This is a genomic window from Flavobacterium fluviale, from assembly GCF_003312915.1.
In the GTDB taxonomy this organism is placed as follows: Bacteria; Bacteroidota; Bacteroidia; order Flavobacteriales; family Flavobacteriaceae; genus Flavobacterium; species Flavobacterium fluviale.
Genome location: NZ_CP030261.1, coordinates 4642169 through 4662059, shown reverse-complemented (window position 1 = coordinate 4662059; position 19891 = coordinate 4642169). Strand labels below are relative to the sequence as shown.

Here is a 19891-nt window from a genome sequence, read left to right as displayed (position 1 = left end):
CGGCTAAATTAGTAATGTTAAAAAAGGCTTATTGCTTACGGCTTAAAGCCTATAGCTGACTAATAAAGTCAACAGCTGCTTGTCCAGCGTTGTCGGTCTTCATGAAGTTTTCTCCAATTAAGAAACCTTTGTAACCGTAAGGTTTAAGTTCTTGAATGGCTTCAATTGATGAAATACCGCTTTCGGATACTTTTACAAAATCATTCGGAATTTGTGAAGCCAATTCTTTACTGAAATCTAAACTAACTTCAAATGTTTTTAAGTTTCTGTTGTTTACGCCTATCATATCTAAACTTGGCATAATTGATTTTTCTAATTCTTCTTGATTATGAACTTCAAGCAAAACTTCTAAATCTAAACTTTTTGCAAATTCAGACAGAGATTTGATTTCTTCTCTCGTTAAAACCGCTGCGATTAGTAAAATCAAATCGGCTCCGTGAGCTTTTGCTTCTAAAATCTGATATTCGTCTACAATAAATTCTTTTCGCAAAAGCGGAATATTTACTGAAGCTCGAGCCAAAAGCAAATCGTCTAGAGAACCGCCAAAATATTTTCCGTCGGTTAAAACTGAAATTCCGCATGCGCCAGCACTTTCATAACCTTTAACTACTTCTTCAACTGTAAAATTATTGTTGATAACTGATTTTGAAGGCGAACGTCTCTTGTGTTCTGCTATAATTCCAGAATTGCTTTCTCTTAAATTTTGACTCAGAGAAATGGTTTGTTTTCCAAAAAATACAGAAGCTTCCAATTGAGAAACTGGAATGATTGATTTTTTTAGAATGACTTCTCGTTTTTTATCAGCTATTATTTTATCTAAAATGTTCATATTATTTGTAATTCAAAGATTGAAAAATTTAAAGATTGAAAAATTGAAATCGATCTATAAATTAAGCATCTATTTTAGTGTTTAAATATTTTATGAAGTTTGATAAGTTTTGAGATATTTCAATACTTAAATCATAACTTTTTTGAATTTCTAATTGACTGCAAAAATTCAACTCTCTGCATAGTATTAGCATACTTCTGACTTCTGCACAACTCCCTTTTGAAATTTTAAGATACCGTATTAATTGTTTGTTATTATTATATTCTGATCCTTCAGCAATATTATTTGTGATTGAAACAACAGCTCTTTTTATTTGATCTTTGAATCCAAATTCTCTTTCAAAAGGTTGGCTATTCATTAATTCAAAAATTAACTTAGCTAAGAGAATTCCTTTTTTATAGACTTGAAATTCTTCAAAAGATTTTGTCATAATTTTTAAATCTTTAAATCATTAAATCTTTCAATTTGTTTAATGCTTTCAATCCTTTTCCAGACAATAAACTTTCTTTTGCCAGTTCAAAACCTTCTTGTGGAGAACATTTTGTAACGGTTGAAATTGCCATTGCTGCATTAGCACAAACTACATTATTTTGCGCTTCATTTCCTTTTCCAGAAATGATATTAGTAAAGATTTCAGCAGATTCTTCAATTGTTTTTCCTCCCTCAATTTCGGTTTGAGAAAGAAGACGAACACCAAAATCTTCTGGATTTAACATTCCCTCCATATGATTGGAAATTGTTTTTGTTGAACCTGTTAATGAAATTTCGTCATATCCGTCAAGCGAATGTAGGATCGTAAAATTGGTATCTGTATTTTGATATAAATAGGCATACATTCTTGCCAATTCTAAGTTGAAAACTCCAACTAATTGATTTTGTGGAAATGCGGGATTCACCATTGGGCCAAGCATATTAAAGAATGTTTTTACTGCCAATTCTTTTCTAATTGGCCCAACATTTTTCATTGCTGGGTGAAATAAGGGAGCGTGAAGTACACAGATTCCAGCTTGGTCAATACATTTCTCTAAAAACGAAGCATCGTTACTGAATTTAATTCCCATTTTTTCCATTACGTTGCTCGATCCAGAGATTGACGAAACGCCGTAATTTCCGTGTTTTGCTACTTTTATTCCAGCTCCTGCTGATACAAAAGAAGCTAAAGTGGAAATATTAAAAGTATCTTTTCCGTCACCACCCGTTCCGCATAAATCGATGGTGTTATAAGCTGATAAATCAACACGAATACATAATTCTAATAAAGCTTCGCGAAAGCCTGAAAGTTCATCGATTGTAATGCTTCGCATCATAAAAACAGTCAAAAATGCCGAAATCTGACTTGGATTGTATTGACCGCTCGAAATATTAATCAGTACGTTTTTTGCTTCTTCTTTAGTAAGAACTTCGTGGTTGATTAATTTGTTTAATATAGTTTTCATTTTTTTAAAGTTGCTAAGGTTCTGAGGTACTAAGGTTCTAAGTTTTAAGTTTCAAGTTTCACGTTTCAACAACTTGAAACGTGAAACCTGAAACAAAAAAAAACTAACTCCTGATCCAATTCTCTAAAATCCTTTTTCCGTTTGGTGTCAAAACACTTTCTGGATGAAACTGAACGCCTCTTACATCATAGGTTCTATGTCTTAGTGACATAATTTGTCCGTTTTCGTCAACCGAAGTTGCTTCGAGATCATCTGGTAAATTGCTGTCGACAACCCAAGAATGGTATCTTCCAACTTCGAATTCATTTCCTAAACCTTCAAACAAAATCTCGTCTGAAACTACCGTTTTTACATTTGTTGCAACTCCGTGGTATACTTTGTCAAGATTTGAAAGTGTTCCTCCAAAAACTTCTCCAATGGCTTGTTGTCCTAAACAAACACCCAAAATGCTTTTCGTCGGACTGTATTTTTCGATTACAGCTTTTAATAAACCCGCTTCATCTGGAATACCAGGTCCTGGAGAAAGTAAAATTTTATCAAAAGAAGCGATTTCGTCAATTTCGAATTCGTCGTTTCTGTAAACCGTTACTTCGCAGTTTAAATCTTCTAAATAGTGCACTAAATTGTAAGTGAAACTATCGTAATTGTCTATAACTAGTATTTTTTTCATGTCTTTTTTTGTTTCAGGTTTCTATGTTTCAAGTTTCACGTTCCAACAACTTGAAACTTGAAACCTGAAACTTGAAACCAATTTTATTTTTCTCGAATGTATTTTTCTGTAATAATTCGGTTGATTCCTAATTTTTCTACTTTCTCAACACCTTTTTGTATTAAGGTGTCGTTTTGAACTTTCACAACAAATTCAAATTTGCCATTTTCCCAATCGCGGTTATTAAAATATTCTAGGTTTTCGGTATAAATGCTGTCTTTCAAAGTATATTTTCCTCCTCCCGCGAAATATACGGCTGTTGCTGAATCTTTTCCGTTTTTCAAATCATGATTCAAAAAAGCAAAATGGCTGTCATTTATTATTTTAATCATTTTTGTGTTGGCATTGAAAGTCGAAAAAGTAGAATCTTTCTCGGTGGTTTCAGCAGAAATAAGACGCCAGGTTCCTTCAATGGAATTTTGCTTTTTTTCTGAATTACAAGCTGTGATCATAATGATTAAAACTAAAATTGAAATTGCTTTTTTCATGGATTATTGATAGTTTGTGGTTTGTTGTTAATTGTTTAAAGTTTCAGGTTTCAGGTTTCAAGTTCTGCTACTGAAAACTGAACACTGATGACTAAATTTTCTCCGCCATTTCCAGGGCTGTATTTAAAGCTCTTAATTTATTATAAACTTCCTGCATTTCGCTTTCTTCGTCTGAACTTGCTACAATTCCAGCACCAGCCTGACAATGGAGTTGGTGATTTTTAGAAAGAAAAGTTCGAATCATAATGGCGTGGTTAAAATTTCCATCAAAATCCATAACACCTATTGCGCCTCCGTAAAAATTACGATTGGTTTTTTCGCAGTCTTCGATTAACTGCATGGCTCTGTGTTTTGGAGCGCCGCTTAATGTTCCCGCTGGAAAAGTATCTGCAACGACCTGCATGGTTGTTGCTTTGTCGTGTAGATGTCCAGTTACTTTTGATACTAAGTGAATTACATGCGAAAAGAACTGAACTTCTCTGTATTTTTCAACATTTACATCATGTCCGTTTCGGCTTAAATCATTTCTCGCCAAATCGACTAACATAACGTGTTCGCTGTTTTCTTTTTTGTCTTCAGAAAGTTCTTTGGCCAAAAGAGCATCACGTTCATCATCTCCCGTTCTTTTAAAAGTTCCAGCGATTGGGTGAATTTCGGCTTTTCTATCTTTTACTATAATCTGTGCTTCTGGCGAAGAACCGAATATTTTAAAATCGCCATAATCAAAAAAGAATAAATATGGAGAAGGATTGATGCTTCTTAAAGCTCTGTAAACATTGAATTCATCGCCTTTAAATCCTTGTGTAAATCGGCGTGATAAAACCAATTGAAAAACATCGCCTCTGTAGCAGTGTTTTTTTGCTAAAGCCACATTTTCTTTAAATTCTTCGTCGGTTAAATTTGAAAATCCTTCGCCTTCTTTGGCAAATTTGTATGAAGCAATATTTCTAGATTGTAATAATTGTTCGATTTCTGCAATGTTATTTTTTCCGTCTAAACTATGGCAGAAAATATAAGCCTCATTTTTAAAGTGGTTGATTGCAATGATGTTTTGATAAACGGCATAAAAAACATCTGGAATTGCAGTTGCATTGTCTTTTTTTGCAATAGAAACCTTTTCGAAATAACGAACAGCATCATAAGAAATGTATCCGAACAAGCCGTTATTGATAAATTTGAAATCGTTCTTCTCAGACTTAAACTGACTTGAAAATTCTTGAATTACCTGCGGAATATTTGTAGAAGCATCTATATTGATTTTTTCTGAAGTTCCGTCAGGAAAAGTTTTGGAGATAACTTCGTTTTCAATTTTTATAGTAGCAATCGGATTGCAGCAGATGTAGGAGAAACTATTGTCATTTCCGTGATAATCACTACTTTCTAATAGCAGACTGTTTGGGAATTTGTCTCTAATTTTAAAATAAATGCTTACTGGAGTAACCGTATCTGCCAGAATTTGTTTGTAATATGTATTAAGAATAAAAGGTTTCAAAATGTATAGTTTTATTTAGTTCGTTGTTTTTTCAATTTAAATTTTGACCAAAAAAAAAGGCTTGTCGTGATGACAAGCCTTTTATATTTATAGTTTTACAATACCATAGGAAGCTTTGTTCACGACGTCTGACGTAAATTGTTCCACCACCAAGTATTGTTTAATATTGTTCTCATTTCTGTTTTTGTTGAGACAAAGATATAAATGTAATTTGAATTGAAGTACATAAAATTTGAAAAAAATCTTTTCGAAACTGCGAAATTTGTTAAATTTTAATCAAACCAGCTATCATAATCTCTTAATTTCCAATTGCTATCGTGTTATTTACATTCAACCTAAAATCTGGATTTCCTTTAATATTAGGAAGTGTAAATAAGTCATTAAGCTTAATTTTAGTAAATTCTATTCCGTTTCCAGGATTGCTGTAATAGCTTTTTATGCCAGGATTATTGCTTGCAGATTCGCTTTCAATCTCACCCGTGCAATTGTTGGCAGCAACATTTTTTAGATTAATCTTAGCTAAATTAGCTTCTCCATTTCCAATATTTCCTTCCAGTAAAATGAAAGGAGTGAAACCAGAAACTATGCTGTTCGTAAGATTAAAAAATGTGTTTTCTTTGATGTAAGCAGATTCTCTAACTAGTCCCTGATTGTTTTCTTCCAAATTAACTAATGTAATATTGGAGGCATTTATTTTGGTCATTTTTTTGGTCATATCAGTATTGGCTACTTTTTCATAAGAATCAACCTCAAAACATCTTGAACCCGAAATATCCGAAGAAAATGGATGACGAATAGCAATACTGTTGCTGATATTAATTTGAGCTCCTTGTGTAAAATCAAAATCATCATCAGTTGTTCTATAAGAAATTAAGTTATTCATATTCAAATCGCCACCGTAACATTCGAAAGAATCATCATTAGAATAACTAATTTGTACATTACTGATGATTGTTTTTCGTCCTACACCTGCAAGCGAAAGACCATTTAGTTCTTTTGATGCACTTAATTTTCTTCCAGCATATTCAATTCGAACATATTTTAAAATTCCAGAATTATCTTCGACGTCGGCACCTCCGTAATGATTTAAGTTTGCTTCTAAATCAAAAGGCAGAGTATTAACACCGCCCAAAGAATTTATAGGAGCTTTTCCTAAAACAATAATTCCGCCCCAGTCGCCTGGTTTTCTGTTGTTTATTTCTTTTTCAGAAGTAAAAATAATAGGATCAGTTTCAAGTCCTTCTGCAATAATTTTTGAACCTGATGTAATAACAAGAGTTCCGCATGTTTTGTCGTCTCCGCGAATTACAGTTCCAGGTTCAATAGTCAAAGTCGCATTATTGGTAACGTATACTACACCTACTAAATGATAAGTATTTCGTTTTAATAATTTAGTGTCTTTGTCTATAGTTCCGGCAATTATATTGGTTGCTTCGCTATAGTCATTAGCAGCAGGTTTAAAGTTGGTCCAATTGTTCATCCAGTTAGTATTTCCAACAATTCCTTTTGGCTGGTTTTGTGCTTGTAAAAAAAAGCTGATAGTGAATAGAATAGAGGCAATACGTAATTTTGTTTTCATAACTATGATTTTAATTTCTAGTTGTTGATTTTTTTAATTTCCCCAAAATTAGAAGCCGTATGTTAATCAAAGTCCTGATGCTTATTACGAAAGGGTTATGTTACTATTAAGAACGTTAAGTTTTTGAAAAGAGTTAATTTTTTTTTTAGGTTGTAAATGCCTATTTCAAAATTGTATGCAATTAAATTTTCATTTGAAGATAATTTGTAACTTTGATAAAAATAAAAGAAATGGATTTAGATACTCGAAAAGTGATTTTTATTAGAGACTTTCTTAAACTTGAAAGTGAGAAAGCAATTTCTCAATTTGAGAAACTGTTAAAAAAGGAAATTAAAGCAGATTTAGAATTAAAGCCAATGTCTATTGCCGAATTTCATAAACGAATTGATACTTCTATAGATGATTCAAAAAACGGAAGAATTACAGATGTTGATGAATTAATTTCTGAAATTGAGAAATGGAGTTGAAAATTTATTGGACTGATTTTGCTAAAGCTGAATTAAAAAAGATTTTTGATTTTTATAAGAAGGAAGCTAGTGTAACTGTTGCAAAAAAACTTGTAGTCGGAATTACCAGAGAGACTCTGAAATTAAAACCAAACTCAACAAATGCGATAGGACAAAAAGAAGAACTTTTAGAAAGTTACTCCGAAGAGATACGTATTTGGTTTATAAAAATTATAAAATTATTTATTGGATTAATTTAAAGAAAAATTCAATTGAAATTTTAGATGTATTTGATACAAGACAAAACCCAATAAAAATTAAAAGAAGTACATAAATAATAAACCCCAACAGCTTTAAACTGTTGGGGTTTATTGTATTTCTGAATTAGTAAGCTTGAAATATTAGAATTTTAAAGCAACAGTCAATTCAAATTCGTCATTGATAGTTTTGTCTCCTAAACCTTCGAAGAAACTACCTGATCCGTATTTAATATCGTATTTAGTTCTGTCAACTTTGAAAGCAGTTGTAGCAGTGTTTCCTTTTACAGTAATATCAAAAGTTACTGGTTTAGTGATTCCTTTGATAGTTAAATCTGCAGTTACAGTGTAAACGTCAGTAGATTTAGCACCAATAGTTTTGAAAAGTAATTTTGAAGTTGGGAATTTTTCAGTTCCGAAGAAATCATCAGCTTTTAAGTGACCGTTTAATTTTCCTTGGTATTCTCCAGTTAAATCAGTTGCAGTTAATGAAGTCATGTCAACAGTAAAACTACCACCAACTAATTTTTTTCCTTTGAAAACAACAGCTCCGTCTTTAAAGTTTACAGTTCCAGAGTGCTCTCCAGTTACTTTTTTACCTACCCATTTAATAGAAGACGCTTTTACGTCGATTTTTTTTGTTTGAGCGTTTACTGAGATACCAGCTGCTGCTACGAATAATGCTATTGCAATAGTTTTTAAATTTTTCATGTTTGTTAAAATTAAAATTTGAATTTGATTAATAAATAATTATAGTGTGATAAATAATTCTTCGTGAGATTTTCTAACTTTTTTAAAGTGCTGTGTACTGTCTTCTTCATGTCTGTAACCTACAGTTGCAATTACAGAAGCATTTAAACCTAACTTATCGAAACCTAAAATTTCGTTGAATTTAGCAGCATTGAAACCTTCCATTGGAGTAGCGTCAATTTTTAATTCAGCAGCGGCGTTCAATAAGTTTCCTAAAGCTAAATATGTTTGTTTTGCAGTCCAGATATGTTTTGCTTCTACAGGTAAATTTGAAATTACACCTTTCATCATATCGCTGAACCCACCCAATGCATCTGCAGGAACACCTCTTGTTTCGCTGATAGCGTTGATGTATTTGTCAACAGAACCTGCGTCAAGGTTTAAATCGTTAGCAAAAATAAATAGGTGAGAAGCATCAGTAATTTGTGTCTGTCCGTAAGCTGCACCTTTTAACTGCTCTCTTAATTCTGGATTTTCAACGATAATTACTTTATAAGGTTGTAATCCGTAAGAAGAAGCGCTTAATCTAACTGCTTCTTTCAGAGTATTTAAAGCATCTGATGATATTTTTTTTGAAGCATCAAATTGTTTCGTTGCATAACGCCAATTTTGATTTTCTAAGAAATTGCTCATAGTTATATAATTTTATTTATTGGTTCTGTATTTTTCTAATAATTGATTTAAGAACGTTAATTCTTCTGGTTTTAAATTGTCGGCAAACGTTTTTTCATGTTCGTCTACTTTTGGATCTAATTCCTTCAAAACATCTAATCCCTTTTGGGTAATCAAAACTTCAATTTTTCTTCGATTATCCGGGCAAACATTTCTAGTTACAAATTCTTTCAATAATAATTTGTCTACCAGCCGTGTTGTGTTGCTCGTTTTAGCAAGCATTCGCTCTTGTATTACGCACATATTGGCAGGTTTCCCTTTTTGCCCTCTTAATATACGTAACACATTATATTGTTCTCCAGATAAATCATACGGTTTAATTAACTCGTTGAAATGATCCTGAATCACATTCTGCGTGTACATGATATTCAGAATAACTTTTTTCGCATTATCCATCTTAACCGTACTCTTAATAACCTCTTCAATTGTCATAGTCGTAAGTGTATAATTTGTATATACAAATGTATAACTTTTAATAGTTGTATATACAAATGTTGTGTTAATTTTTTGTTAATATAGCTAAATACGCTTTTTCTAAGAACTAAATGTATCAATTTGGATATAAAAGTAAGATATTTTTTTAGTGTAAACTATTGGTTTTATGATGTTTAATGATTTTTTAAAATCAGAAACTAATTTTTTGATTAGAAAAAACACTAAATCATATTTGTAAGATAGTTTTAAGCTAAAAAATCCTCAAAGTCAAGATAATTTAAATTTTTTGGAATTCAGAAAGGAGAAAACCTTTCGCAATTTGTTTAAAATTAGCAATTTCTGTCGTAATCCAAGCTTCATCATGACCAAGTTCTTTGGCAATTGTTTCTGCTGTTTTTTCTGCAGCTTCAATTGCAGCTTTGGCATCTAAGAATAATAATCGTACTCGTCTTGCCAATATATCATCAATAGTTCTTGCCATTTCATAACGAATCGCCCAAACAACTTCAGCCATTGTAAATTCGTAATCAGGATGCAGCTTTTCTTTTAACTCAGGTTTGCTTTGCTGTAATTCGAGTATTTTTGGAATATCAGAACCATATATATAAAGGTGATTTTCTCTAGCGAGAGAAGTTGTAGGTTTATTTCCGTGAATAGAAAGATGTTCTGTAACGCATTCCTTTTTTGTTAATTTTCCCGTTTTAATAGCTTTGTCTATTAGGTCTTCGGCAATTTTTCTGTAAGTTGTCCATTTTCCTCCAGTAATAGTAATTAGTCCCGTTTCTGAAACAATTATTTTATGGCTTCTGGAAACTTCTTTGGTACTTTTACCTTCTTCTTTCGGAGCGGCTAACGGGCGTAAACCTGCAAAAACTGATAATACATCGGCTCGTGTTGGTTTTTTGGCTAAGAATCGTTGTGCTGTATCCAGAACAAATTCAATTTCACTTTCTAATGCAATTGGTTCTAAACTTTGTTTTTTAATTAAAGTATCTGTCGTTCCCACTACAATATGATTGTGCCACGGAACAGCAAACAAAACTCTTCCATCTTTTGTTTTCGGAATCATTAAGGCATTTCCGCCGGGTAAGAAAGATTTATCAAATACTAAATGAATTCCCTGACTTGGAACAATATATTTTTTGTAAATATTATCATTGAGTTTCATGATAGCGTTTGTAAAAACTCCAGTTGCGTTTATAATGGCAGAACCTTGTAGCTCATATTTAATACCGCTTTCTAAATCTTGAGCTTGAACACCAATTACTTGATTACTATTGTCTTTTAGTAAATTGACAACTTTTACATAATTTAAAATACAGGCTCCATTTTCTGCAGCGGTCTGAGCCATGTTGACTGCTAGACGAGAATCATCAAATTGTCCATCGTGATAAATAACACCATTTTTCAATCCGTTTTCCTCAACGTTAGGAAGCAGTTCAATTGTTTTCTTTTTCGAAAGATATTTAGAACTTCCTAAACTCAAACGTCCTGATAATAAATCGTAAATTTTTAATCCGAAAGTGTAAAAATAACCGCCAAACCAATGGTAATTTGGAATAACAAAAGATTGATTTTTTACTAAATGATTGGCATTTTGAATCATTAAACCTCTTTCTTTTAAAGCTTCTCTTACCAAATGAATATCTCCTTGTTCCAAATAACGCACGCCGCCATGAACCAGTTTTGTACTTCTGCTTGAGGTTCCTTTTGCAAAATCTACAGCTTCTAATAAGATTGTTTTATAACCTCGGCTGGCAGCATCAATTGCAGTTCCTAAACCGCTGGCACCGCCGCCAATTATAATTACGTCCCATTCTTGTGTATTTTGTAATTGAGATAACTGTTCGGAACGGATCATATTTTTATTTTCTAGGAAATGTTGTTCGAAAGCAAACTTAACGAAATGAAATTAAAAAGTGATGAAGAAAAAATTTTTGGTTTTATTTGTTTCAGGTTTGAGGTTTCAAGTTTCAGGTTTTAAGTGATACTTGGAAGCTATAACGAAATGGGAAGTTCTATGAAGAAACGATCTTTTTTATTCCGTAGGAATATTTCGTCGGTAGAAAAATGATAGTATTGTTTTGCATTGTGTCCTGTAGGGACACTTGATTTTTAGAATATATATGTTTATTAATCAAATGTTCCGATGGAACATAATGATCGTAATGAATTTTAAAATTCTACCGACGAGACATTCCTACGGAATGAAATTAAAAAGTAATGAAGAAAAGTTTTTGGTTTTTATTTGTTTCAGGTTTCAAGTTTCAGGTTTCGGATTTGAAGTGATAGTGGAAGATATAACTAAATGGGAGTTCTATGAAGAAACGAATCTTTTGTATTCCGTAGGAATATCTCGTTGGTAGAAAAATCATAATATTGTTTTGCATTGTGTCCTGTAGGGACACTTGATTTATGAAAATAATGCATTTGAAATAATGTATCAAACGTTCCTACGGAACGTATAATCGCAATCACATCTAATTTTCTACCGACAAGACATTCCTACGGAATGAATCTTTTTTAAAAGAATAAACCCGACAGGTTTAAAAAACCTGTCGGGTTTACGTTATGTTAAGTTAATCTGAAATCTGAAATCTGAAACCTGAAACCTGAAACCTGAAACCTGAAACTTGAAACTTGAAACAAAAATTTTTAATGAGGCAGTTTATCTTTAATCAAACCATAAAACCAAGTTCCAGCAATAGCACTTAATAAAGTAACCACAATTACAGTTGCTCCAGTTCCAATTTGCGCGAAAAGCGGACCTGGGCAAGCGCCAGTAATCGCCCATCCAAAACCGAACATAAGTCCGCCGTAGACTTGCCCTTTATTGAAAGTTTTAGGCTGGATCTCGATTTTTTCGCCTTGAAGCGTTTTGGTATTGAATTTTTTAATGATGAAAACAGAAACAACGCCGACTGCCACCGCGCTTCCAATTACACCATACATAAAGAAAGACTGCAGATGAAACATTTCCTGAATACGAAACCAGCTGATAATCTCTGCTTTTACAAACACAATCCCGAAAAAGATTCCGACGATTAAATATTTAAGGTTTGCAAATCCAGTTTCTTTTTTCTGACTTGCGTTGATTCCTTCTGTATCAATATTTTTATTTTCTAAATTATTCATTTTTGAAATTTTAAAGTGAAAGAATATAAGGTAAAATCAAAAGAGACATTACAAAACCGCCAATCATAAAACAAATTGTAGCCACAACTGAAGGCCATTGTAAATTTGAAATTCCCATAATTGCGTGTCCGCTCGTACATCCGCCCGCATAACGAGTTCCGAAACCAACTAAAAATCCACCTACGACAATCATGATAAATCCGCGAAGCGTTAATAAACTTTCCCAAGAAAATAATTGCGAAGGAACTAGACCAGTATGATCTGTAATTCCGTAACCGGCCAATTGTTCTGAAAGCTCTGGAGTAATCGACACAGGATTCGGATTCGATAAAAAGTAAGCTGCGATTACGCCGCCAAGAAATATTCCGAAAACAAAAAATAAATTCCAGCTTTCTTTTTTCCAATCATACTTAAAAAACGAAATATTTGACGGAATACAAGCCGCGCAAATATGACGAAGAGAAGAACTAATCCCGAAAGATTTATTTCCGATAATTAATAAAATTGGAACAGTCAATCCAATCAACGGACCTGCAACATACCAAGGCCATGGTTCTTTGATGATTTCTAACATATTTTTTTAGGTTCTAAGTTGCTAAGATTCTAAGGTACTAAGCTTAAGGTTGAAAATCTTAGAACCTTAGAATCTTAGTAGCTTAGCATCTTTATTTATTTCAATACTTTACTCTGACAAACAAAATCTGATTTTGGAAGATTCGTTTTTGAAATGGCTCCAAAACCGCCATCAACTTCAGAAAAATTTCTAAATCCGCGTGCCTGTAAAATAGAAGCGGCAATCATACTGCGGTAACCGCCTGCACAATGCAGATAAAAATGCTCATTCGGATTAATATCTTTCACCCAGTCATTAATATAAGCCAAAGGTTTGCTGTAAGCATCATCAATATGTTCGGCTGCGTATTCGGTTTCTTTACGAATATCGATAATTTTATCTGTCTCGATATTTACTTCGTTTGCAAATTGTTCGGCTGTAATTCGGTTTACGGTATCTGTTTCAAAACCTGCATTTTGCCAAGCTTCAAATCCGCCTTCTAAATGCCCGATAATAGTATCAAAACCTACACGGCTTAAACGTGTTACGGTTTCTTCTTCCATTCCATTAGCTGTAACTAATACGATTGGCTGCTTTACATTAGCAATTAAAGTTCCAACCCACGGAGCAAAATCACCGTTGATTCCAATATTAATAGACTGAGGTATAAATCCTTTGCTAAAATCGGCAGCACTTCTGGTATCCAAAATTAAAGCGCCCGTTTCTTCTGCAACAGCTTCAAATTCTTTTACATTTATAGCTTTCATTCCGTTGTTTAAAACAGATTCAAAACTTTCGTAACCTTGTTTATTCATAGCAACGTTCATGCTGAAATAAGCAGGAGGAGGCAATAATCCATCCGTTACTTCTTCAATAAATTCAGCTTCGGTCATATTGGCGCGCAAAGCATAATTTGTTGCTTTTTGGTTCCCGATTGTCGAAACAGTTTCTTTACTCATGTTTTTTCCGCAGGCACTGCCGGCACCATGCGCAGGATAAACAATTACATCATCAGCTAGAGTCATAATTTTATCTCTTAAAGAATGAAATAAAATTCCAGCCAATTGATCTTGTGTCATTCCCGCAGCTTTTTGTGCTAAATCTGGACGGCCGACATCTCCAATGAATAAAGTATCTCCAGAGAAAATTGCATGATCTTTTCCGTTTTCATCAATCAATAAAAAAGTGGTGCTTTCCATAGTATGCCCAGGTGTGTGCAATACTTTAATAGTCACTTTTCCGATTTTAAATTCTTGTCCGTCTTTTGCAGAAATGCAGTCAAATTCGCAGGCTGCGTTTGGTCCGTAAACGATTGGAGCTCCGGTTTCTTTGCTTAAATCAACGTGGCCCGAAACGAAATCGGCGTGAAAATGTGTTTCAAAAATGTATTTCAATTTTACTGCATCGCGTTCTAAGCGATCTAAATAAGGCTGTATTTCTCTAAGCGGATCAATTATGGCCGCTTCGCCATCTGAAGTAATATAATAAGCACCTTGTGCTAGACATCCGGTGTAAATTTGTTCTATTTTCATGATATGAAATCTAAAATATGTGGGATACAAATGTAATGCTGTTTTCTCAGAAAATAGGTGACTAATGTTACAGAAATTTGATTTCTGTTAAAAAATAACATTGATTTTATCATACAGGTTATATAAAGTGATTTAAAGTTGAGCAATTAAGCTTTTACTTCTAATTTTGCATATGACGAATGTCATTTTAAGAAAAAAAATCATTTATATGAACACAAAAGACTTATTAGATCAAATTGCTTTTATAAAAGAAATTGATAAAGTAAAATACATTCAGCGTAAAACAAAGTTATTTAACAGCGACCGATGCGAAAATGACGCTGAACACAGCTGGCATTTGGCATTAATGGCAATTGTTTTAGCAGAACATTCAGATGAGCCGATTGATGTTTTGAAAGTCGTTAAAATGGTTCTCATTCATGACATTGTCGAAATTGATGCTGGTGACGTTTTCATGTACGATACGTTAAAAAATCATTTAAATACAGATGAAGAGCGATTAGCTGCTGCTAGAATCTTTGGTTTACTGCCTAAAAAACAAGCTGAAGAATTTATTAGTATTTGGGAAGAATTTGAAGCTGGCGAAACCAACGAAGCCAAATTTGCAAAATCTATGGACAGGCTAGAGCCTTTATTACAAAATACTTCTAACAATGGCGGAACTTGGAGAGAATTTGATGTGAAGTATGACAAGGTTTATGAGAAAAAGAGCGTAATTAAAAATGGTTCGAAATCATTGTGGAATTATGCCGAAGGTTTGATTAATGATAGTGTAGAAAAAGGGATTTTGAAAAAATAATCAATAATAATCACGCAATCAAAATCAAAAATAGCCTGCGGTTTCAACCGCAGGAACTCATGCATAATCACGATACGTTTCCCGCGGTTGAAACCGCGGGTTATGTTTTATCACGTAAATCTAATCTTGTTATTTCGATCCCGAAGCCTCGGGATCGAAATGACAAACTGTATGTACTTCTAAAAAAGAACAAGTGTCATTTCTACCCTTTAGATTGTTGAAAAGTTTAACAAATATCGGGCGATAAACTTTTTTTAAAGCGCGTTAATTCGGGTTTTAATGGGTAAATTTGTGGAACTTCATAAACAAATTACCTATTATGGAAGAAATGCTCTTTTATGATCGAATGCAATTTGCCTTCACCATTACTTTTCATTATCTTTTTCCACAGCTTACAATGGGTCTTTCGCTCATCATTGTTTACTTCAAATGGAAATACTTAAAAACCAATAACGAACAATACAATCACGCCACCCATTTCTGGATGAAAATCTTCGCCCTGAATTTTGCAATGGGCGTTGTCACGGGAATTCCGATGGAGTTTCAATTTGGAACCAACTGGGCAAAATTCTCTGAATTAACAGGCGGAATTATTGGTCAGACGCTCGCGATGGAAGGAATGTTTTCTTTCTTTCTCGAATCTTCATTTCTCGGAATATTTTTATTTGGAGAAAAACTCCTCGGACATAAATGGCATTTTGTAACTGGAGTATTAATCATGATTGGTTCTTGGGCAAGTGGTTATCTTATTATCGCAACACATTCCTGGATGCAGAATCCTGTTGGATATGAAATTCTGGAAAACGGAAAATTTGTACTAACCAATTTTAAAGCTTTATTTTTAAATCCTTGGCTTTGGCCTTCTTATCTGCATAATCAAGCCGCTTCTTTGGTTACAAGCTCTTTTGTTGTGGCTGGAATTGGGGCTTTTTATATTTTGAGTCAGAAGAATGTTTCTTTTGGGAAATTGTTCTTGAAAACAGGTGTAATCTTCGGATTGATTTCGAGCATAATTGTGGCAGTACCGACCGGAGATTTACTGGCAAAAAATGTGGTAAAATACCAGCCGGTAACTTTTGCAGGAATGGAAGGGATTTTTCATACCGAGAAAAGAGGTTCTGAAATTGTTTTAATTGGTCAGCCCGATGTAAAAGACAAAAAACTGGATAACAAAATTGCGGTTCCTAATATTTTGAGTTTCCTGACTTATGGAAATTGGGATCAGGAAATAAAAGGTTTAGATCAGTTTGAAGAAGATCTCCATCCAACAAATATTTCAGGATTGTATTATGCATATCATATTATGGTTGGACTTGGAACAGTTTTTATCGGTTTAATGGTAATTTCCCTTTTTCAATTGGTTAGAGGCAAATTGTTTCAAACCAAATGGATTTTATGGTCACTAATGTTCATGATGCCATTTCCCTACATCGCAAATACAACAGGCTGGTACACGGCCGAATTAGGAAGACAGCCTTGGTTGGTTTATAATTTACTGAGAACATCTGCAGGAGCTTCGCCAACGGTTTCTTCTGGAAATACTTTGTTCACATTGCTTGGATTCATAGGGTTGTATCTTTTGCTTGGAATGCTGTTTTTACTTTTAATTGGAAAAATTATCAATAAAGGACCGCATCATGTGGAACTTTCAACAGAAAAAATATAAGTATGGAATTTTTTTGGTACGTAGTTTTAATGGGAATTCTGGCTGTTTATCTGGTTTTAGACGGTTACGATTTTGGTGCAGGAATTATTCATTTATTTTTTGCAGATACAGAGCGAGATAAAAAAGTAATTACAAACTCAATTGGACCGTTTTGGGATGCTAATGAAGTCTGGCTGATTGCTGCTGGAGGTGTTTTGTTTTTTGCATTTCCAACACTTTATGCATCATCTTTCAGCGGATTTTATCTGCCTTTGATTATGATTTTATGGCTTTTGATTTTTCGTGCAATTGGGTTAGAAATGCGCGGACAAGTGCATCATCCTATGTGGGAAAGTATTTGGGATAAAGCGTTCGGAATTGCCAGTTTGCTTTTGGCTTTGTTTTTTGGAATCGCATTAGGAAATATTGTTCGCGGCGTCAATCTCGGAATGGTGCAGAATGGTGTTTCTACACAGGAAGCACATTACTTCTTTCTGCCTTTGTGGAATCCAACTTTTAGTCCGCAGGCCAATGAGTTGGGAATTATCGATTGGTTTACGCTTTTCCTAGGAATTGTAAGTACTGTCGCTTTAACTATTCATGGAGCAAACTGGATTATTTATAAAACCAATTCAACACTAAATCCGAAATTGAAAAAAGTAGTTTTTGCCTTGAATATTGTTTTGCTGGTTTTAGTTTGTATTTCATTGCAGATTTGGCATTTTATCGAGCCAAAGCCATTTCATAATTTTGTCGAAAATCCGATTTTATGGTTTTTCCCTTTACTAACTTTTGTTGGAATTTTAGGATTATTCAAAGTTCGTTCGTTTAAAAAAGACGGTCACGGATTTATTTTTTCGACGCTGTTTTTACTCGGCGGATTCGCTTCGACAGCGGTTTCTATTTTCCCAAATGTACTGCCTTCAACCAATAAAGTAAATCCGTCCTTAACAATTTACAACACCGCAGCACACGAATACGGATTAAACGCAGGTTTGAGCTGGTTTTTTGTCGCTTTGTTTTTGGTGATTGTTTATTTTATTATTCAATATCGTGTTTTCAGCGGAAAAATGGATGATATTGGGTATGGGGAACATTGATTTTATTTTTAATATTTTTTTAAATGAATATATTCGATTTTATAAAACATAGTCGAAATCAATTTGATAACAAGAAGAACATTTGTTTTACAATTGACTTGTCCTTAAATGAATATGCATTTGATGTTTTGGAAGATTTTTATAAAACTAGTATTCATGATATTGCCAAAAAATATCAATTTGATGTTTTTACAGATGAGCTAATAAGTAAGTTTGAATATCTAATAAAAGAAATTAAAGCTTCAGAAAACCATATTTTAGTTGCAAATGCTGGTTACAATGTTAGTGATTTTAAGATAATTAATTCTTTACTTGCTAAAGAAAATTTGCATATTCACACCATTTTTATTCGATCGGAAGAAAGAAGAAATGCTGATTTGACTGAAGGACAGAAAATGTACCAGAATTTTAATAGATGGATTGATTTTTATCCCGGACAAATTGAAGATGTTCATCAGGAAAAAGAAGATAACTTAAAAGAAATTAAAGATTACTTTAAATCAACAAATACAATTATTGCGGAGGTTTAATCGTTTTAAAAAACATATTATTGCCTCCAGTTTTTAACTAGAGGTTTTTGTTTAGATGGATCATAAGGCTTTGGCTAAAGCCTTTTATTTGTATAAATTTGTTTATCCCAGCTAAAGCTGGAGGCAATTCATTGAAAATTTTAAACCAAAAACGTCATTTTACCTGAGTGTGCGTTAGGGATAGGAGCGGTATCCTTTTTCTTGTTTCTTTAACAAGGAAAAGATACAAGTGGATAGCCCGGCCGAAGGAAACGCCCATATTAAAAATCTCCTGAATCAGGACATTTTATTACTAATAATTTAAATAAACGATCAATAAAGATTTAATTACAACTAACAGTTATATTCTATAATTTGAGTTGTAAGAAAAACAAGAAGTTAATGCTTAATATTGCGTAGCTAAGAATTTCCCCCCAAAGATTCTTAAAAAATAATTTATACAAAAAACATTTAAATTTATTTTTACCTACAAATCATTATGCCTTTAACAATTCTTCCCGACAAGATCAGATTTCACTACAAATCTGAAAGTTGGCAGTACAATTTTGATGAAATAAAAGAGATTGGACTGCTTAAAAAAAAGAAAAAATACTTTTTGGAAAATGGCGCTTTTATTGCCGTAACCGCAGCAGCTTATTACTGCATGATTTTCTTTGATCTAGAGAATCTCTATTATATTATTCCTGCAATTTTATGCTACAGTCTTATTGTAGCTGCCATGTTTAATGATAAAACAGAATCTATATATTTTGTTTTTGTAAAAGACATTTATAAAAATCAAATAAGAACCAAAATAGAATCAAAAGACCGTACTTTGATTGGTAAACAGATAGATTATTACTTAGAACTTCAGTTTGAAAGAAGTATAAAAAGAACTGCTTAAATAAAGTTGAGAAATATTTGTACATACTATTTCCCCTTATGATATAGTTTTCATAATGGCAGCTTTGATGTATGGTTATTTCAGTACTAAAAAAAAATTAACGAACTGCTCCTTTATAAATTCCCAATTATAGAGTAGCTTTAGAATACCCAAAAATAAGTATAGGTATGCTGTTAAAGAGTTTAACAGCTGGCTGTTTTAACTATACATGACCTCCAAATCAGAAAAAATTATGGCCGCAACGATTAAAAACAAGATTAAAAATATTAGAGAGTTAAAAAATTATACTCAAGAATACATGGCAGAAAGATTAGGTGTAACGCAGGCAGGTTACAGTAAAATTGAAAAAGGAAAAACTTCTTTGAGTTACGAAAAATTGGTTGAAATAGGAAGAATTTTGGATGTTAGGGTTGAAGATATTATAAGCTTTGACTACGATAAATATTTCAATAATTATAATAAAATTACTGGTAACAATAACGGAAGTATTTTAATTAATACTGATAACACTGCCATTTTAAAAGAGCTTTACGAAGACAAAATTCAACTGCTGGAAAAACTTCTCAATAGAACCGAAAATGAGCTTGAACGCTATAAAGACAGGTTTGGAGAGATTTAAAT

Annotated in this window: 22 protein-coding genes; 8 read left to right on the top strand and 14 right to left on the bottom strand. The window is 33.0% G+C overall.

The window, feature by feature from the left end:
* Nucleotides 1-49 precede the first annotated feature (49 nt).
* The 7 genes from trpC to HYN86_RS20095 form a co-directional block, all read right to left on the bottom strand.
* Nucleotides 50-829 carry an indole-3-glycerol phosphate synthase TrpC gene (trpC, locus tag HYN86_RS20125; protein ID WP_113679670.1) on the bottom strand — a complete coding sequence of 260 codons (780 nt, stop codon included), beginning with the start codon at nt 827-829 and terminating at the stop codon, nt 50-52.
* 61 nt (nt 830-890) lie between these two features.
* Entirely contained in the window at nt 891-1259 is a 369-nt protein-coding gene (locus HYN86_RS20120) for a four helix bundle protein (protein ID WP_113679669.1), read from the bottom strand.
* A 13-nt stretch (nt 1260-1272) separates the two neighbouring features.
* Nucleotides 1273-2265, bottom strand: coding sequence for an anthranilate phosphoribosyltransferase (gene trpD / locus HYN86_RS20115; protein ID WP_113679668.1), 993 nt, complete (start codon nt 2263-2265; stop codon nt 1273-1275).
* A gap of 103 nt (nt 2266-2368) precedes the next feature.
* On the bottom strand, nt 2369-2935 hold the full coding sequence (locus tag HYN86_RS20110; RefSeq protein ID WP_113679667.1) for an anthranilate synthase component II: 567 nt from the start codon (nt 2933-2935) through the stop codon (nt 2369-2371).
* A gap of 83 nt (nt 2936-3018) precedes the next feature.
* Nucleotides 3019-3462 (bottom strand): hypothetical protein, encoded by a 444-nt coding sequence (locus HYN86_RS20105; RefSeq protein WP_113679666.1) that lies wholly within the window; start codon nt 3460-3462, stop codon nt 3019-3021.
* Between the two features lie 91 nt (nt 3463-3553).
* Nucleotides 3554-4954 (bottom strand): anthranilate synthase component I family protein, encoded by a 1401-nt coding sequence (locus HYN86_RS20100; RefSeq protein ID WP_113679665.1) that lies wholly within the window; start codon nt 4952-4954, stop codon nt 3554-3556.
* A gap of 298 nt (nt 4955-5252) precedes the next feature.
* On the bottom strand, nt 5253-6533 hold the full coding sequence (locus HYN86_RS20095) for a hypothetical protein (RefSeq protein WP_113679664.1): 1281 nt from the start codon (nt 6531-6533) through the stop codon (nt 5253-5255).
* Between the two features lie 230 nt (nt 6534-6763).
* Here HYN86_RS20095 and HYN86_RS20090 point away from each other — a divergent pair, with 230 nt between their 5' ends.
* Nucleotides 6764-7000, top strand: a complete 237-nt coding sequence (locus tag HYN86_RS20090) for a hypothetical protein (protein WP_113679663.1) — start codon at nt 6764-6766, stop codon at nt 6998-7000.
* Nucleotides 6991-7239 (top strand): hypothetical protein, encoded by a 249-nt coding sequence (locus HYN86_RS20085; RefSeq protein ID WP_230406398.1) that lies wholly within the window; start codon nt 6991-6993, stop codon nt 7237-7239. The genes HYN86_RS20090 and HYN86_RS20085 overlap by 10 nt, the downstream gene beginning before the upstream one ends.
* A 141-nt stretch (nt 7240-7380) precedes the next feature.
* Here HYN86_RS20085 and HYN86_RS20080 read toward each other — a convergent pair whose 3' ends face one another.
* The 7 genes from HYN86_RS20080 to HYN86_RS20045 form a co-directional block, all read right to left on the bottom strand.
* Nucleotides 7381-7947, bottom strand: coding sequence for a YceI family protein (locus tag HYN86_RS20080; RefSeq protein WP_113679662.1), 567 nt, complete (start codon nt 7945-7947; stop codon nt 7381-7383).
* A 39-nt stretch (nt 7948-7986) separates the two neighbouring features.
* The gene (locus HYN86_RS20075) at nt 7987-8619 is read right to left on the bottom strand and encodes an NAD(P)H-dependent oxidoreductase (protein ID WP_113679661.1); all 633 of its coding nucleotides are present in this window, start codon (nt 8617-8619) and stop codon (nt 7987-7989) included.
* A gap of 12 nt (nt 8620-8631) precedes the next feature.
* Nucleotides 8632-9090 (bottom strand): MarR family winged helix-turn-helix transcriptional regulator, encoded by a 459-nt coding sequence (locus HYN86_RS20070; protein WP_057116786.1) that lies wholly within the window; start codon nt 9088-9090, stop codon nt 8632-8634.
* A gap of 280 nt (nt 9091-9370) precedes the next feature.
* Entirely contained in the window at nt 9371-10954 is a 1584-nt protein-coding gene (locus HYN86_RS20065; protein WP_113679660.1) for a glycerol-3-phosphate dehydrogenase/oxidase, read from the bottom strand.
* Between the two features lie 794 nt (nt 10955-11748).
* Nucleotides 11749-12228 (bottom strand): DUF6691 family protein, encoded by a 480-nt coding sequence (locus HYN86_RS20055; protein ID WP_113679658.1) that lies wholly within the window; start codon nt 12226-12228, stop codon nt 11749-11751.
* A gap of 10 nt (nt 12229-12238) precedes the next feature.
* Nucleotides 12239-12802 carry a YeeE/YedE family protein gene (locus HYN86_RS20050; RefSeq protein WP_113679657.1) on the bottom strand — a complete coding sequence of 188 codons (564 nt, stop codon included), beginning with the start codon at nt 12800-12802 and terminating at the stop codon, nt 12239-12241.
* A 95-nt stretch (nt 12803-12897) separates the two neighbouring features.
* Nucleotides 12898-14313 carry an MBL fold metallo-hydrolase gene (locus HYN86_RS20045; protein WP_113679656.1) on the bottom strand — a complete coding sequence of 472 codons (1416 nt, stop codon included), beginning with the start codon at nt 14311-14313 and terminating at the stop codon, nt 12898-12900.
* Between the two features lie 208 nt (nt 14314-14521).
* On the opposite strand from HYN86_RS20045, the gene HYN86_RS20040 reads away from it, so the two are divergent.
* The 6 genes from HYN86_RS20040 (at nt 14522) to HYN86_RS20015 (ending at nt 19889) form a co-directional block, all read left to right on the top strand.
* On the top strand, nt 14522-15112 hold the full coding sequence (locus tag HYN86_RS20040; protein ID WP_113680016.1) for an HD domain-containing protein: 591 nt from the start codon (nt 14522-14524) through the stop codon (nt 15110-15112).
* 319 nt (nt 15113-15431) lie between these two features.
* Entirely contained in the window at nt 15432-16778 is a 1347-nt protein-coding gene (locus tag HYN86_RS20035) for a cytochrome ubiquinol oxidase subunit I (RefSeq protein ID WP_113679655.1), read from the top strand.
* A gap of 2 nt (nt 16779-16780) precedes the next feature.
* Nucleotides 16781-17857, top strand: coding sequence for a cytochrome d ubiquinol oxidase subunit II (gene cydB, locus HYN86_RS20030; protein ID WP_113679654.1), 1077 nt, complete (start codon nt 16781-16783; stop codon nt 17855-17857).
* Between the two features lie 23 nt (nt 17858-17880).
* Nucleotides 17881-18387: a hypothetical protein gene (locus HYN86_RS20025; RefSeq protein ID WP_162789411.1), complete on the top strand. Its 507-nt coding sequence runs from the start codon at nt 17881-17883 to the stop codon at nt 18385-18387.
* Between the two features lie 478 nt (nt 18388-18865).
* Nucleotides 18866-19270 (top strand): hypothetical protein, encoded by a 405-nt coding sequence (locus tag HYN86_RS20020; RefSeq protein WP_113679652.1) that lies wholly within the window; start codon nt 18866-18868, stop codon nt 19268-19270.
* 232 nt (nt 19271-19502) lie between these two features.
* A complete protein-coding gene (locus tag HYN86_RS20015; RefSeq protein ID WP_113680015.1) occupies nt 19503-19889 on the top strand; it encodes a helix-turn-helix transcriptional regulator in 387 nt (128 codons plus the stop codon).
* Nucleotides 19890-19891: the final 2 nt, after the last annotated feature.